This window comes from Eubacterium sp. 14-2 (genome assembly GCF_000403845.2).
In the GTDB taxonomy this organism is placed as follows: domain Bacteria; phylum Bacillota; class Clostridia; order Lachnospirales; family Lachnospiraceae; genus Petralouisia.
The window spans coordinates 322,415-336,729 of record NZ_KE159568.1 but is presented as its reverse complement, the minus strand read 5'-3'; the positions used below and the strand labels follow the sequence as shown (position 1 = coordinate 336,729).

Here is a 14,315-nt window from a genome sequence, read left to right as displayed (position 1 = left end):
GCAGCGGATGATAGTTTTTGTAACTGGCGGCAGCGGCAGCGGAAAATCGGAATTTGCGGAAAATCTTGCGGTAACGTTAAAGGAGCGGGAAGAAGAACAGTTAGTCTACGTTGCCACCATGAAGCCGGGGGATGAGGAGAGCCAGGCGCGGATTCGCCGTCATCGGAAACAGCGGGCCGGAAAAGGATTTGAAACCAGGGAGTGCTATATGGATTTGGAAAAACTGTCAGTGAGGCAGCATGAAGTTATATTGCTGGAATGCCTGTCAAATCTGACTGCCAATGAGATGTTTTCTGAAAACTGCAGGAAGGAATCTGTATCTGGAAAAATTTGGAAGGGAATCCTGCATCTGGCGGAAAACTCCCGCCATCTGGTCATTGTGGGAAACAATGTTTTTGAGGATGGAATGGAATACGACAGGATGACCATGGAATATCTGGAGCAGATGGCAGAGGTCCATCGGAATCTGGGCACAGTGGCGGACCGTGTGGTGGAGGTGATCTGCGGTATTCCTCTGGAATGGAAAGAAAATACGGAATGGAGGAAATTATGAACTATCTGAAAGGCTGGATGATTGCTTTTGCCATGTACTCTAAAATTCCCATGCCCGCTGTGGAATGGGAACGGGAGAATATGAAATATGTGATGTGCTTTTTTCCCTGGGTGGGCGCAGTCAGCGGCCTGTGTTTTTATCTCTGGGGCAGTTACGGGAAGTCCGTCCCGGTGGGAGAAACTCTCTATGGGGTAATTTTGACCATAATTCCGGTTCTCATCACCGGAGGTATCCATGTGGACGGATTCCTGGATACCATGGACGCTCTGAGCTCCTGGCAGCCAAAAGAGAGGCGTCTTGAGATTTTGAAGGATTCCCACGCGGGGGCTTTTGCTGTGATTGCCGGATGTCTGTATTTTCTCACCTGGTTTGGTTTTGCAACGGAACTGGACAGTCAGGGAATTCCGTTGGTTTCCCTTGGATTTTTTCTCAGCCGGTGTCTCAGCGGGTATGCAGTTACTGCTTTTCCCTGTGCAAAAGACAGCGGGCTGGCAGCCATGTTTTCAGAAAAGGCGGAGAAGAAAAAGGCGCAGGCTGTGCTGCTGGCGGAAACGGGAGCAGTGCTGGCTGTTATGCTGTGGACGAACTTATATCCGGGAATTGCAGTGGCAGCCGTATCCGGGCTTGTATTTTTCTGGTATTATAAGATGTCCCGGAAGAAATTCGGGGGAATTACCGGAGATCTGGCGGGCTGGTTCCTGCAGGTCTGTGAACTGGCCATCCTGATTACAGCAGTTGCAGCAGAAAAATTTTAATCGTTTTAGGTAGAGGAACAGATATGATACTGATTACAGGCGGCGCTTTCCAGGGAAAACTGGAGGCGGCAGAACAGATATATAAGATACAGAATCCCGGAAAACAGCCGGTGGTGGCAGAGGGAGAAAGGGCAGAGACAGGAGAACTGCACAAGGCAGATATTATCTGTCATTTTCACCTGTGGCTGAAGAGAATGCTGCAGGAGGGCAAAGACCCATATCCCATGGCAGAAACATTGCTGAAAGGGAATCCGGATGTGATACTTGTCATGAATCAGCTGGGCTGCGGTATTGTGCCCATGGACAGGTTTGACCGGGAATACCGGGAGCTGACGGGACGGATGGGATGTGTGCTGGCCAGGCAGGCGGAGGAAGTGTATCTGGTGAACTGCGGGATTGCAAAGAGGCTGAAGCAGGAACCGGGCAGAAGCTGACCATAGCAAGCCACAGAGAGGAAATAAGAGATGAAAAAGATAATCCCTTTTTTCCTGCATATACGGGAAAAATATCGTAGCATAAAGCAGCGCTTTGGCAGCTACAGGATGAAAAACTGGCAGGATACCGGCACTCTTCTGTACTGGGCTGCCATTTTTTTATTCAGTCTGTGTGTGGGCCTGATGTCCGGTACCTTTATGCAGCCGGTCTGGCTGGGAACTGTTATTACAGCAGTTTTGACCGTTCCCGCTGCCATGGCCGGGCTGTGGCTGTCCGGGAAACTCCTGGAACTGTTTCTCAGAAACGGAGTCCGGGAATTCCTGTCCTGGCTGCTGCTTTGTATGGTCTGTATTCTGGTAATGACAGGAGATGCTTTCCATGCAGGGCTGAAAGAAAGTGTGCTGACTGCGGCAGTTTTCAGCCTGGTGCTGGCCCTGCTGCTGAAAAGCCTGTGGGCAGCATTCCATTATAAAGTACGGACCAGGACGATTGCAGCAGCGCTGGCGCTGACCGGGATTTTTACAATGGCCCTGCTGGTTCTGCTGGCAGGCAGAGGATTTGAGGATACTTATATTGAAATCTATGGAAACCTGAGAAATCAGAACCGGGAAAAAGATGTTCTTACGGAACAGGAGAAAGAAGCCTTTGAGGAGGGGCTGAAACAGGGCCCCTGTACCGTGAAAGCCCTTACCTATGGAACAGAAAATTCCGGTATCCTTCCTGTACGGACGGTAAATATCAGCAGGTTTGCTGAAAATGAAGGGCTGGATGGTTTCATGAAAGAACACTATCAGGGGTACTCCCTGGATGAGGTGCCTCTGTCCGGCATGGTCTGGTATCCGGAAGAACAGTCTGACTGCCCGGTGCTTTTTATTGTTCATGGAAATCATAACTGGGTTACAGATTCTTACCTGGGGTATGAATATCTGGGTACTTATCTGGCTTCCCATGGTTATGTGGTGGTATCGGTGGATGAAAATGCCTGCAATGGGCTTTCCGGTGAAAATGACGGCCGGGCGGTGCTGCTTTTGGAACATATGGATTACATCTTATCCGAAAGCCGCCGGAAAGACAGCCCGCTGTATCAGAAAACAGATGAAAACAATCTGGCGCTGGCAGGACATTCCAGGGGCGGAGAAGCAATTGCCGCAGCATATCTGTTTAATGAGCTGGATTATTATCCGGATAATGGCAACCGTACCTTTGACTATCATTTTTCCATCCGGTCACTGATAGCCATTGCACCTACCTGCGGACAGTATCTGCCATCCGGGCGAGATGTGGAACTGAAAGATGTAAATTATATGGTGCTGCACGGGGCAAACGATCAGGATGTTGCCGCCTTTATGGGAATGGAACAGTACGAAAATGTTACTTTCAGCGGAGAAAAGGACTGCATCAAAACGTCTCTTTATGTGGCGGGGGCCAATCATGGCCAGTTTAATTCTCTGTGGGGAAGCTATGATCTGATGGAACCTTTGAACCGGGCCCTGAATGTGAAAAATTTTATTTCCGTGCAGGAACAGCAGCAGATTGCCAAAGTTTTTATCCGGGCGTTTCTGGAGGAAACCCTTAAGGAAACAGCAGAAACAGAGTCAGAACAGAATTTTTCCGGAATGCTGCTGACAGATTACAGCAGGTATGAGGAACTTCTGCCGGAAACACTGTATATTCAGTCTTATCAGACCTCAGATTTGCGCATACTCTGTAATTTTGAAGAGGATACCCGTCTGGAAACGGGAACCGCTGCAGATATAAGGCTGGAAGCGGAACATGTAAACAGCTGGAGGGAAGAACTTCTGTATTTTTCAGACGGAAATCCCAGAGGAAATTATGCAGCAGTTTTGAAATGGGAGCCTGAAGAGGGGGAAGAGGCTGGCAGCAGCAAAAAAGAACCGGCGGAATTTTCCATTTCCATGCCGGAAACAGATTTGACCGGAAAACACCTGCAGTTTGATGTGATGGATCTTAAGGAGGACTTTCCGGAAGAAGAAGGGGAGCTTCCAAAACTGGAGATTATTGTGGAGGACAGTCAGGGGCAGGAAGCGGTTCTGAAGGCCGAAGATTATGCCAGCCTGTATCCGGCTTTTCCGGTGCGGCTGAATAAGCTGCAGTATCTGTGGAAAGCGGCGGAATATAAGCATCAGTTTCAGACAGTTTCCATTCCCATGGAAGATTTTACAGGCGTGGACAGAAGGAAAATCAGCAGAATTACCATTTGCTTTCTGACAGAAAAAGGGAAAACAGCTATTGATAATGTGGGAATCAGATAAACAGACTGCTGACAGTATGAAAATCAGACAGAAATCAGTTACAGAGAGGGCGGAAACCAGGTGAGTGACGTTGAAGGAATATATATTAATTGCAGAGGATGATAATGACATAAATCAGATGTTAAAGGAGCTGCTGGAACAGCATGGCTATGAAACTGTCCAGTCCTATGCCGGAACGGAAGCATTGCTTTACATGCAGCAGCGTCAGCCCGCCGCAGTGATTCTGGATCTGATGCTGCCGGGAAAGTCCGGAGAAGATGTACTCAGAGAAATCCGGGAAAAATATCCAAAAACCGGTGTGATTGTGGCTTCAGCCAGGGATGAGGTACAGGCCAGGGTGTCGCTGCTTCGCCAGGGGGCCGATGACTATGTGGTAAAACCTTTTGATACGGAGGAACTGCTGGCCAGGCTGGAGGCAGTTCTAAGACGCAGAGAAGTTTCGCCGAAAGAAGGAAATGGTATTGAAAAAGGGAAGGCAGGACGGATACTGGAATATAAAGATATCCGTATTCTGCAGGATGATTTTCAGGTTCAGGCAGGCGGGCGGGAACTTGCCCTTACAAAGCGGGAATATCTGATACTGGAGCTGCTTATGAGCAATCCCGGAAAAGTATTTACCAAAAGCAACATTTATGAATCGGTGTGGAATGAGGAATTTCTGGGAGAGGATAATGCGGTAAATGTGCATATCAGCAATATCCGTCAGAAACTGGCGAAAGCACATCCGGGCGAAAGCTATATCAGGACGGTGTGGGGCATTGGATTTAAAATGGACTGACTGCCGGCAAAACTTTATGTTTTTTTTATACTTTTTCTAAAGTTTCTGAAAACCCTGCTGATATACTGAATGCATAAAAGCAACACCCCTTTGGGACAGATAAGAAAGATGTTCCTGGAAAGCAGCAGGAGGAAAAGTATGGAATATGTATTAAAAACAGAGGGACTTACCAAAAAGTATGGAAAGCATACGGTGGTGGATCATGTGGGCATGCATGTGAGAAAAGGAGACATCTATGGGTTTATCGGAAGAAACGGAGCCGGGAAAACCACTTTTATGCGTATGGTGTCAGGCCTTGCGTCGCCGGCAGAAGGAACCATGGAGCTGTTCGGTTCCCATGAACTGGAGCAGCAGAGGGTGCGTATCGGGAGCCTGATTGAGCAGCCGGGTCTCTACCGGAACATGACTGCCAGGGAGAACATGGAAGTGGTGCGCCGGGAACTGGGAATTCCGGAGAAAAGGGCAGTGGATGATATGCTGGAATTTGTCAGATTGTCCGGGACAGGAAAGAAAAAGGTGAAAAATTTTTCCATGGGCATGAAACAGAGGCTGGGCATTGCCATTGCACTGTTTCATAATCCGGATTTTCTGATTCTGGATGAACCCATCAACGGACTGGACCCGGCAGGAATTAAGGAAATCCGGGATTTGCTGCTGAGACTGAATGAAGAAAAGCAGATTACAATTCTGATTTCCAGCCATATTTTAGGCGAACTGTCTAAAATAGCCACCCGGTACGGGATTATCAAAGACGGAGTTCTGATCGAGGAATTTGACAGAGAGGAACTGGAACATCGCTGCCGGCGCTGTCAGAAGCTGGTGGTGGATGATGTGGAGCGGGCTGCCGCCATTCTGGAGGAGTGCCGGATTAACAGTTACGATGTACCGGAACCTGGAATGCTGCGGGTCTTTGAAAACCTGGAAGAATCCTGGAAAGTAAATCAGGAATTAATAAACGGAGGCGTGAAGGTCATGGAAAGTTATCTGGTGGGACTGGATCTGGAAGGCTATTTTATGGATTTGCTGGGAGGTGGCAAAAATGCTTAACATATTAGGCGGTGAATGCTATAAGGTTCGTAAAGAAAAGACGTTTTATGTATGTCTTGCGTCGGTGGTTATTCTTGTGGGGCTTTTGTATTTCACCCTGTTAATGGTGGATGAAATCAAAAACCAGATGCCGGCGGAAGGGGCAAACGGAATTTACGTTTATCATGAAGGAGAAGAACTCGGCGAAGGGCCTTATATACAGCAGGTGGGAATTATGGGAGTTTTGCAGCAGATGCTGAACGGCCATTTTACCGGTTTTATTATGGCTGTGTTTGCCAGTATTTTTGTGATCAAAGAATATACAGGCGGTACGGTAAAAAATATTGTGGGAAAAGGCTATCCCAGAGCTTCTGTTTTTCTGAGCAAACTGCTGGTTACACAGCTGGCTGCAATGGCGATTCTGGGAGTGACCTTTGTGTGCTGCATTCTGGCAGGCGGATTGTTTATGGGAAAAGAAGGGATTGAGTCCATGAACTGGACGCAGACGGCATCTTATATGGGAATGCAGATGGTAATCAGTATGCCCGTTACAGGAACAGCGGTACTGGTGGGAGAGTTTACCAGGAGCCTGGCAGCAGGTATTTCCATCAGCGCAGGAATTATCATATTTTCCACCTCTCTGCTGGCGGGAGCAGATACGCTGCTTTCTCATCTGAGCATACAGCCTTCCCTGTACTGGCCGCTGAGCCTGCAGATGGAATGTCCTGTCAGCGGGATGGAGCAGGAATTTGTGATACGGGGAATCCTGGTGTCGCTGGCGTGGCTTTTCTTTGTAACTTTTCTGGGAGCGCTTCATTTTCAAAAGGCAGATATAACATGAATTTGTGGATTATCATTGTAATACTGGCAGCCGGGACAGGTATTCTGGTCATATGCCTTATCTGTTATGAGAAACAGGTCAGGCATTTGAAAAAACAGTTGGAATTTCTGAAAGCAGAGGACAGCAATCAGTTGCTGACCTCTGTTTGTGCCGTGGGGCAAACGGGAGAGATGATTAATGTTATGAATCAGGTGCTGGAAAAAATGCGGGAGGAGCAGTGGAAACTGTACCGGGCGAACCGAAGCTATCGGGAGAGTATTACAGGCATTTCCCACGATATCCGTACCCCTCTGACTTCAATGAAAGGATATGTGCAGCTGCTGGAACATCCGGGAACCCCAAAAGAGAAAAAAGAACAGTATCTGAGAACAGTGGAGAGACGGATGGAGGATCTGACAGAGCTGTTAAACCAGCTTTTCGAATATGCCAGGCTGGAGGCCGGAGAACTGGAGCTGAACCGGGAAAAACTGAATGTGACGAATCTGTTTGCAGAAACAGTTTCCATGTTTTATGAAGATTTTGCAAAAAAAAGCTGTGATCCCGCAGTGGAGGTCTCCAGGGAACCGTGCTTTGTGTACGGAGACGCCCATGCATGGCAGCGGGTGACGGAGAATCTGATCAAAAACGCACTGGTGCACGGAACTGGCGGATATGCCTTTTCCCTGCTCCGGGAACAGGGACAGGCAGTTATGCGGATAGCCAACGAGACAAAAACCATTCAGGAGCGGGATCTGGAACAGATTTTTGAACGTTTTTATACCACCGACCAGTCCGGAAACCGCAGGAGTACCGGGCTGGGACTTGCCATTGCCAGAGAATTCACCGAAAAAATGGGCGGAAGAATACAGGCCAGTCTGAAACAGGGTATATTTGAGGTGGAAGTGCGGTTTGAAACAGGATAAACGGAAGTGGAAATGCCTGTTTCTCTATGATATCGGTCAGGATATGATTTTTCTCCCTGGGGAGGAACGAAAGAAGGGTATCTGAGGGGAGTTTTCAGAAATTTTGTCTGTGAAGATAATTTTACATAATTTTAAGATTTTTTATCACATTTTTTTATATCTTTTTGCCTGAGGTCTGGTATAATTTACCCATAATATAGAGGAGGAACAACAGAAACCAATGACGAATGAGGAATATTATACGTTTATTCAGCCTTATGCAGATGCCAGCGAGGTGCTGCTGGCCCGGTTAAACGTTTTGAAACATAATCTTTACAGTGAATCTTCCGGTCAGCCTATCCATAATATCCAGAACCGGATTAAGGAAAAAGAAAGCATGGAGGAGAAACTCAGGAAGAAAGAAAAGGAACCCACGGTGATGAATGCCAAAGACTATCTGCAGGATATTGCAGGCGTACGCGTAATCTGCTATTTTGTGGAGGACATTTATAATCTTGTGGATGCGCTGAAGCGACAGGTGGATCTGATTGTCATCCGGGAATGTGATTATATATCTGAGCCGAAACCCAACGGATACCGAAGCTACCATATTATTGTGGGGATTCCGGTGTACTGTCTGGACGGAATGGAATACTTTCCGGTGGAAATTCAGTTCCGCACCATGTCCATGGATTTCTGGGCCAGCATGGAGCATCGGATACTTTATAAAATGGAGCGGGATGACAGGGAAAAGCTGGCGGCGGAACTGAAAGAATATGCGGAACACCTGGTAAGAATTGAGAGCAGGTTTGAGCAGTACAGCGACGGACATGCGGTTTTGCTGGAACACTGAGTAAGGGGAGGAGAAGAAAATGAATCTGTATATCTGTTCTGCTGCCGCGTTATTTGTGGGGATTCTGCTGGATTTTATCATCGGTGACCCTCCTGGGTGGTATCACCCGGTACAGGCCATAGGAGCGCTGATTTCCAAAACAGAGGGCTGGCTTCGGAAATTATTTCCCCGGACTCCGAAAGGGGAGCGGGCAGCCGGAGGAATCCTGGTGGTCCTGGTGACCGGATGTTCCACACTGATCCCCCTTGGCCTGCTGCTGGCCTGCTACCATGTCCATATTCTTTTGGGTATCGGGGTGGAAGCTGTCATATGCGGTGCCCTTCTGGCAGCAAAGTCTCTGAGGAAGGAGAGTGGAAATGTCCGGATAGCTCTGGAAACAGAGGGAGTTGAGGCAGGAAGAAAAGCGGTGTCCATGATTGTGGGAAGGGATACGGATACGCTCAGCGAAGAAGGAGTGGTTCGGGCAGCGGTGGAAACTGTGGCGGAGAATACCTCAGACGGAGTGATTGCCCCCATGTTTTATATGGTCCTGTTTGGAGGTGCGGGGGGATTTTTCTATAAGTCCGTCAACACCATGGATTCCATGGTGGGGTATAAAAATGACAGGTACCGTTATTTCGGCACAGCGGCGGCAGTTCTGGATGATGTGGTTAATTTTATTCCTGCCAGAATCAGCGCCCTGTTGATGATACTGGCCTGTCCTTTCTGCGGGCTGGATATCTGCGGGGCTTTCCGGATTTTCCGGAGGGACCGGTTCTGTCATGCAAGCCCTAATTCTGCCCAGACGGAAGCTGTCATGGCAGGAGCTTTACAGGTGCGTCTGGCAGGGGATGCCTGGTATTTCGGCAAAAAGCATGAAAAACCTTCAATCGGAGATGATATCCGTCCGGTGGAACCGGAGGACATCAGAAGAAGCGGACGCCTGATGTATGCTACGGCAGTTTTATGTGCTGTGTTTTTGCTGGGCATAAAGGGATTTTTGATTGCGGTGATTTTTTAACGGAGAGTTTCCGGCTGTTGATTTCGGAAATAAGTTATGATATAATCGGGGCATATAGGAGTAATTGCGGCAAAGGAGAAGTCATGGAAAGGAACACTTTATTAATTGTTGATGATGTAGATATAAACCGTGAGATGCTGAAGTTTATTTTTGAAGAACAGTTTGAGATTCTGGAGGCAGAAGACGGAGACGGGGCCATAGAACTGCTGGAGGAAAAGGGAGATCAGATTGTACTGATGTTTCTGGATGTTATCATGCCGGGCAAGTCCGGGCTGGATGTGCTGGAATATATGGTGGAGAAGAACTATATGGAATATATTCCGGTGGTCATCATTACAGGAGAAGCATCTGTGGATACGGAGTTAAAGGCATATGAATACGGTGCCTCTGATATAGTATACAAGCCCTTTACACCCAAAGTGGTTATGCGGCGTGCCATGAATATTATAGAGTTGTTTTCCCACAGGATTGATATTGAAAAGAAACTGGAGAAGCGTACCAGACAGCTTCGGGAGAGCAGGGAGAAGCTGAAGCGGAACAATGATTTCCTGGTAAATGCTCTCAGTTCTGTGGTGGAATTCAGGAGTCTGGAATCCGGAGAACACATACAGCGGGTGAAATATTATACGGAAGTACTGCTGAAATATCTGGTGAAATTTTATCCGGAGTACGGGCTGTCAGAGGAAGATGTGGAGCTGATTATCAGCGCCTCCGCACTGCATGACCTGGGTAAAATTGCCATTCCGGACAGCATTCTTCTGAAGCCTGGAAAACTGACGAAGGATGAATTTGAAGAGATTAAGAAACATACCATATATGGCTGTGAGCTTCTGGAGAATTTCAAACAGGAGGAAGATGCTTTTTACCGTTACTGTTATGAAATCTGCCGGTATCATCACGAGCGGTACGATGGAAAGGGTTATCCGGACGGTCTTTCAGGAGATGAAATTCCCATCTGGGCTCAGGTGGTCTCCGTTGCGGATGTATATGACGCGCTGGTCAGCAAGCGTGTATATAAGGCACCCTATGAAGTAAACGAAGCGGCACGCATGATTACAGATGGAGAGTGCGGTACTTTTTCACCTACGGTTCTGGACTGCTTCGGACTGGCAAAAGAAGAATTTTTTCACGCAACAGAGACGAAACTGTCCTTTGCAGATGTGAAAAATTAACGAGACAGAGAATCCTGCCAGGCGGGATTCTTCGTCTGCAGCGGGCTGTTTTGCGGTATATTTCGCATCCGCTGCAGTGTGATAAGGACTGTTCTTCTGGAGAAAATCCAGGATTTTCCTGCAGAAGAACAGAATCACCCCCGGAAGATGTCTCTGTCTTCCGGGGGTGTTTTAAAAAGCAGAGTGCCTGCAGGAAATCAGGGAGGAAAATCTGGTGATAAGAAGAAAAAAATCGTTACAGGGAATGGCATACGTTTTCGTTCTGCTGATTGCTGTTATTATACTGTTTCAGTGGTTTACAACGAACAACAGCAGGCGTATGATAGAGCGAAACAAGAACTATGCTGCGGATTCGGCTCATCTGACGGCTGATAAAGTAGATGAGAAGCTGAAAAATGCCCGCAGTCTGATTACCGCTTACGCGTATTTTCTGGAGGAAAGTCTGCAGGAACCTGTGGTGTCTGCGGAAATGCTGAAGAGAATCGAAGATAATTCCAGCCATCTGTTTAACGCTTTGATTTATACAGATGCGGAAGGAAAGGACCATTCCTCGGACGGGCGGATTGCGGATGTTACCCAAAGGGATTTTTACCAGAACGGTATCAAAGGAAGAAGCGGGATGGACATCATATTTGACCCGTATCTGTTTGATGAACCCATGGCCTGTTTTTACTCGCCGGTGTACTATTATGGCCAGATTATCGGCGTGCTCCGGGGAGCCTTTCTGGCAGAAGAGAATCTGAAAGAAATGTTAAAGACCACCTATTTCGGAGAGGACGCCTGGGTTTATCTCTGTATGCCGGACGGAAGTGTGATTGCCAGCTCAGATGACAGGGAATATACAGGAGATGTACTGGAAATTCTGATGAGTGAAAATGTAATTGACCAGAAGACGGCGGAGGATGCCCGAAAGGTCTTTACGGAAAAGGGAGAAGGGGTTTTTGTCTGTGATTCCCAATGTAAAACAGATAATATCTGCGTGATGTATCTTCCTGAAAGCGAATATGTCCTTGTGCAGACGTTTCCCAAAACGGTGACGCAGGCCATGATAGACGATGAAAATCTGGTAGGAATCCAGCTGGAAATCATTCTGATTATCATGTTTGCCATTTATATTGTGGCGCTGTTTTTCCGTTCAAAGCGGGAAAAGAAACTGCTGAAACAGGAAAATCAGGAAATGGGTTATATTATTAAGGGGATTAATACGTTGTTTCCCCGTTTTGTCATGGTGGATTTTGAAAAAGATACCTATCGCTATCTGGCAGGAAGCCGGCCGGAGGACAGTAATCTGGCAGAGACAGGAGCGTACAGGGATTTTTATGAATATCTGTACAATGCGCTGACGGAAGAAAGCGAACGTGAGGAATTTGCGGAATTTATGGACAGAGAATCCATGATTCAGTCCCTGATGGAGCATGAGGACCTGCGCCATGAATGTCAGGTGATGAAAGAGAACCGGGTAGAATGGGCACATATCAATGTGGTGTGTCTGGAAAGAAAAGAGGGCCGGGCTGTCAAGGTTCTGTTCAGCCGCCAGAATATTACGGAATTAAAGGAAAAGGAACTGCTTATACAGGCGGAGATGTCCCTTGCAAACCGCAAGGAAAGGCAGTATCGGATAGCCATTACCTCCAATGCACTGTGTACCTTTGATTTTAACCTTACCAGAGACATGATAGAGAATGATATTATCCGAACCATCCATGGAAAGAAAATTTCCATGCTGAAGGAGGCAGGTCTTAAAGCGCCCTGCAGAGCTTCCGAATGTTTTGCCTCCTGGAGGAAGTTTGTACTGCCGGAATCTCTGGAAAATTATGATGCCAGGACGTCTCTGGAATACCTGAAAGAGTGTTTTGCCCAGGGAGAAGGGGAAGCGGATGTGGAATACTGGGAACAGGATCCCACCGGTGCACAGGTCTGTGTCCGCCAGTCCTTCCTTATGGTACAGGATGATGATACGGGCGATGTTATGGTGATGGTTGTGACAAAAGACATTACCGAGAGTGAAAAGAAACAGAGGGAACAGACCCAGGCGCTGCAGGATGCCCTGATGCAGGCACAGCATGCCAACCGGGCAAAGACAACATTCCTGTCTAATATGTCCCATGATATCCGTACTCCCATGAATGCCATTATCGGGTTTGCAACTATAGCGCTGAGCCATATTAACAGCAAAGAACAGGTGCATGACAGTCTCCAGAAAGTGCTTTCTTCCAGTAATCATCTGCTCAGCCTGATTAATGATATTCTGGATATGAGCAGGATTGAAAGCGGAAAAGTGCAGATTAAGGAGCAGGAGTGCAACATTTCCGAGATGATGCATAATCTGGTAAATATCATTCAGCCCCAGGTAAAGGCGAAACAGTTAGAACTGTTTATTGATACCTTTGAAGTGGTCAATGAAGATGTAATTGCGGATTCCCTGAAAATGAATCAGGTATTTATCAATCTTCTGAGCAATGCGGTGAAATATACGCCGGCGGGAGGAAGCATTTCTTTCCGGATTACCCAGAAAAGCACGTTCCGTCATGGGTACGGCGATTATATTTTTACAATTAAGGACAATGGAATCGGTATGGCGCCGGAATTTGTGGCACATATTTTTGAACCTTTTGAGCGGGAAGCAAGCGCCACCCAGTCGGGAATTCAGGGGACAGGCCTCGGTATGGCCATTACGAAAAATATTGTGGAAATGATGAACGGTACCATCAGAGTGGAAAGCGAAGTGGGGCATGGAAGTACCTTTACGGTGGAATTCACTCTGAAACTGCAGGATGTGGAAAAAGATGCGGAGCTGATTAAAGAACTGGAAGGCCAGCGTGCGCTGGTGGTGGACGATGATATCAATACCTGCGACAGCGTAAGCAAAATGCTCAAGGAAATCGGTCTGCGGGCGGAGTGGACCACTTCCGGCAGAGAGGCTATTTATCGTGCCAGAAGCGCATATGAAGATGAAGATGCCTATCATACTTATATTATTGACTGGCAGATGCCGGAAACCAGCGGTCTGGAAACTGCCAAAAGAATCCGCAGCGTAGTGGGAAATGACGTACCCATTATTATTCTGACAGCCTATGACTGGACGGATATCGAAGAAGAAGCTATGGAGGCCGGCATAACAGCTTTCTGTGCAAAGCCTCTCTTTATGTCTGATTTGAAATCTGCTCTTCTGTCTGCTAACAGTCCGTCTGAAAAGGAAGAAGAGACAGCTGTATGGCAGCAGGCTGATTTCAGCGGAAAGCGGGTATTGCTGGTAGACGACATTGAGCTGAACCGGGAAATTGCAGAAATCATTCTGACAGAAGCAGGCTTTGTTGTGGAGTCGGCGCCGGATGGAACAGACGCGGTGGCTATGGTAAGAGATGCGCAGGAAAATTATTACGACGTGGTTCTGATGGACGTGCAGATGCCCATTATGAACGGTTATGAGGCTACCAGGACCATTCGTAACATGCAAAGAAAAGATGTAAAAGACCTGCCCATCATTGCAATGACGGCCAATGCGCTGGAAGAAGACAAGGAAGCAGCTTTAAAAAACGGTATGAACGCCCATATCGCAAAGCCGCTGGATATGGATATTTTTATGGACATGCTGAAAAAATTTCTTGGATAATCGGAATGTGGAGTCTGGCAGAATATATTGCAGCAGCTTCCGCTGATAAATAAGGAGAACAAGAAGAATCCTGCCAGGCAGGATTCTTCTTGTTCTGAAGGGAAGTCTTTTTGAATCTGTGATCCCGAAACTTGC

12 protein-coding genes are annotated in these 14,315 nt (G+C 47.4%); all 12 read left to right on the top strand.

Going from position 1 to position 14,315, the window contains the following annotated elements; genetic code table 11:
- Positions 1-7: 7 nt before the first annotated feature.
- Positions 8-553, top strand: a complete 546-nt coding sequence (locus C805_RS18755; protein ID WP_016215549.1) for a bifunctional adenosylcobinamide kinase/adenosylcobinamide-phosphate guanylyltransferase — start codon at positions 8-10, stop codon at positions 551-553.
- Positions 550-1,308 carry an adenosylcobinamide-GDP ribazoletransferase gene (locus C805_RS18750; protein ID WP_016215548.1) on the top strand — a complete coding sequence of 253 codons (759 nt, stop codon included), beginning with the start codon at positions 550-552 and terminating at the stop codon, positions 1,306-1,308. Before C805_RS18755 ends, C805_RS18750 begins: the two co-directional genes overlap by 4 nt.
- Before the next feature lie 23 nt (positions 1,309-1,331).
- Positions 1,332-1,742, top strand: a complete 411-nt coding sequence (locus C805_RS18745; RefSeq protein ID WP_016215547.1) for a bifunctional adenosylcobinamide kinase/adenosylcobinamide-phosphate guanylyltransferase — start codon at positions 1,332-1,334, stop codon at positions 1,740-1,742.
- Positions 1,743-1,772: 30 nt separating this feature from the next.
- Complete coding sequence (locus tag C805_RS18740) at positions 1,773-4,016, top strand: poly(ethylene terephthalate) hydrolase family protein (RefSeq protein WP_016215546.1); 2,244 nt, start codon at positions 1,773-1,775, stop codon at positions 4,014-4,016.
- Between the two features lie 70 nt (positions 4,017-4,086).
- The gene (locus tag C805_RS18735) at positions 4,087-4,794 is read left to right on the top strand and encodes a response regulator transcription factor (RefSeq protein WP_016215545.1); all 708 of its coding nucleotides are present in this window, start codon (positions 4,087-4,089) and stop codon (positions 4,792-4,794) included.
- A gap of 138 nt (positions 4,795-4,932) precedes the next feature.
- A complete protein-coding gene (locus tag C805_RS18730; RefSeq protein WP_016215544.1) occupies positions 4,933-5,841 on the top strand; it encodes an ABC transporter ATP-binding protein in 909 nt (302 codons plus the stop codon).
- Positions 5,834-6,661 carry an ABC transporter permease gene (locus C805_RS18725; RefSeq protein ID WP_016215543.1) on the top strand — a complete coding sequence of 276 codons (828 nt, stop codon included), beginning with the start codon at positions 5,834-5,836 and terminating at the stop codon, positions 6,659-6,661. The genes C805_RS18730 and C805_RS18725 overlap by 8 nt, the downstream gene beginning before the upstream one ends.
- Positions 6,658-7,563: a sensor histidine kinase gene (locus tag C805_RS18720; RefSeq protein ID WP_016215542.1), complete on the top strand. Its 906-nt coding sequence runs from the start codon at positions 6,658-6,660 to the stop codon at positions 7,561-7,563. The genes C805_RS18725 and C805_RS18720 overlap by 4 nt, the downstream gene beginning before the upstream one ends.
- A gap of 220 nt (positions 7,564-7,783) precedes the next feature.
- Positions 7,784-8,395, top strand: a complete 612-nt coding sequence (locus tag C805_RS18715; protein WP_016215541.1) for a GTP pyrophosphokinase — start codon at positions 7,784-7,786, stop codon at positions 8,393-8,395.
- A 19-nt stretch (positions 8,396-8,414) separates the two neighbouring features.
- Positions 8,415-9,395: an adenosylcobinamide-phosphate synthase CbiB gene (gene cbiB / locus C805_RS18710; protein WP_016215540.1), complete on the top strand. Its 981-nt coding sequence runs from the start codon at positions 8,415-8,417 to the stop codon at positions 9,393-9,395.
- A gap of 83 nt (positions 9,396-9,478) precedes the next feature.
- Positions 9,479-10,567 carry an HD-GYP domain-containing protein gene (locus C805_RS18705; RefSeq protein WP_016215539.1) on the top strand — a complete coding sequence of 363 codons (1,089 nt, stop codon included), beginning with the start codon at positions 9,479-9,481 and terminating at the stop codon, positions 10,565-10,567.
- Positions 10,568-10,781: 214 nt separating this feature from the next.
- Complete coding sequence (locus tag C805_RS18700; RefSeq protein ID WP_016215538.1) at positions 10,782-14,180, top strand: hybrid sensor histidine kinase/response regulator; 3,399 nt, start codon at positions 10,782-10,784, stop codon at positions 14,178-14,180.
- Positions 14,181-14,315: the final 135 nt, after the last annotated feature.

Coding starts and splice junctions, on each gene's coding strand:
- C805_RS18755 (WP_016215549.1), top strand. CDS start 8: ATGATAGTTTTTGTAACTGGCGGCAGCGGCAGCGGAAAATCGGAATTT.
- C805_RS18750 (WP_016215548.1), top strand. CDS start 550: ATGAACTATCTGAAAGGCTGGATGATTGCTTTTGCCATGTACTCTAAA.
- C805_RS18745 (WP_016215547.1), top strand. CDS start 1,332: ATGATACTGATTACAGGCGGCGCTTTCCAGGGAAAACTGGAGGCGGCA.
- C805_RS18740 (WP_016215546.1), top strand. CDS start 1,773: ATGAAAAAGATAATCCCTTTTTTCCTGCATATACGGGAAAAATATCGT.
- C805_RS18730 (WP_016215544.1), top strand. CDS start 4,933: ATGGAATATGTATTAAAAACAGAGGGACTTACCAAAAAGTATGGAAAG.
- C805_RS18725 (WP_016215543.1), top strand. CDS start 5,834: ATGCTTAACATATTAGGCGGTGAATGCTATAAGGTTCGTAAAGAAAAG.
- C805_RS18720 (WP_016215542.1), top strand. CDS start 6,658: ATGAATTTGTGGATTATCATTGTAATACTGGCAGCCGGGACAGGTATT.
- C805_RS18715 (WP_016215541.1), top strand. CDS start 7,784: ATGACGAATGAGGAATATTATACGTTTATTCAGCCTTATGCAGATGCC.
- cbiB (WP_016215540.1), top strand. CDS start 8,415: ATGAATCTGTATATCTGTTCTGCTGCCGCGTTATTTGTGGGGATTCTG.
- C805_RS18705 (WP_016215539.1), top strand. CDS start 9,479: ATGGAAAGGAACACTTTATTAATTGTTGATGATGTAGATATAAACCGT.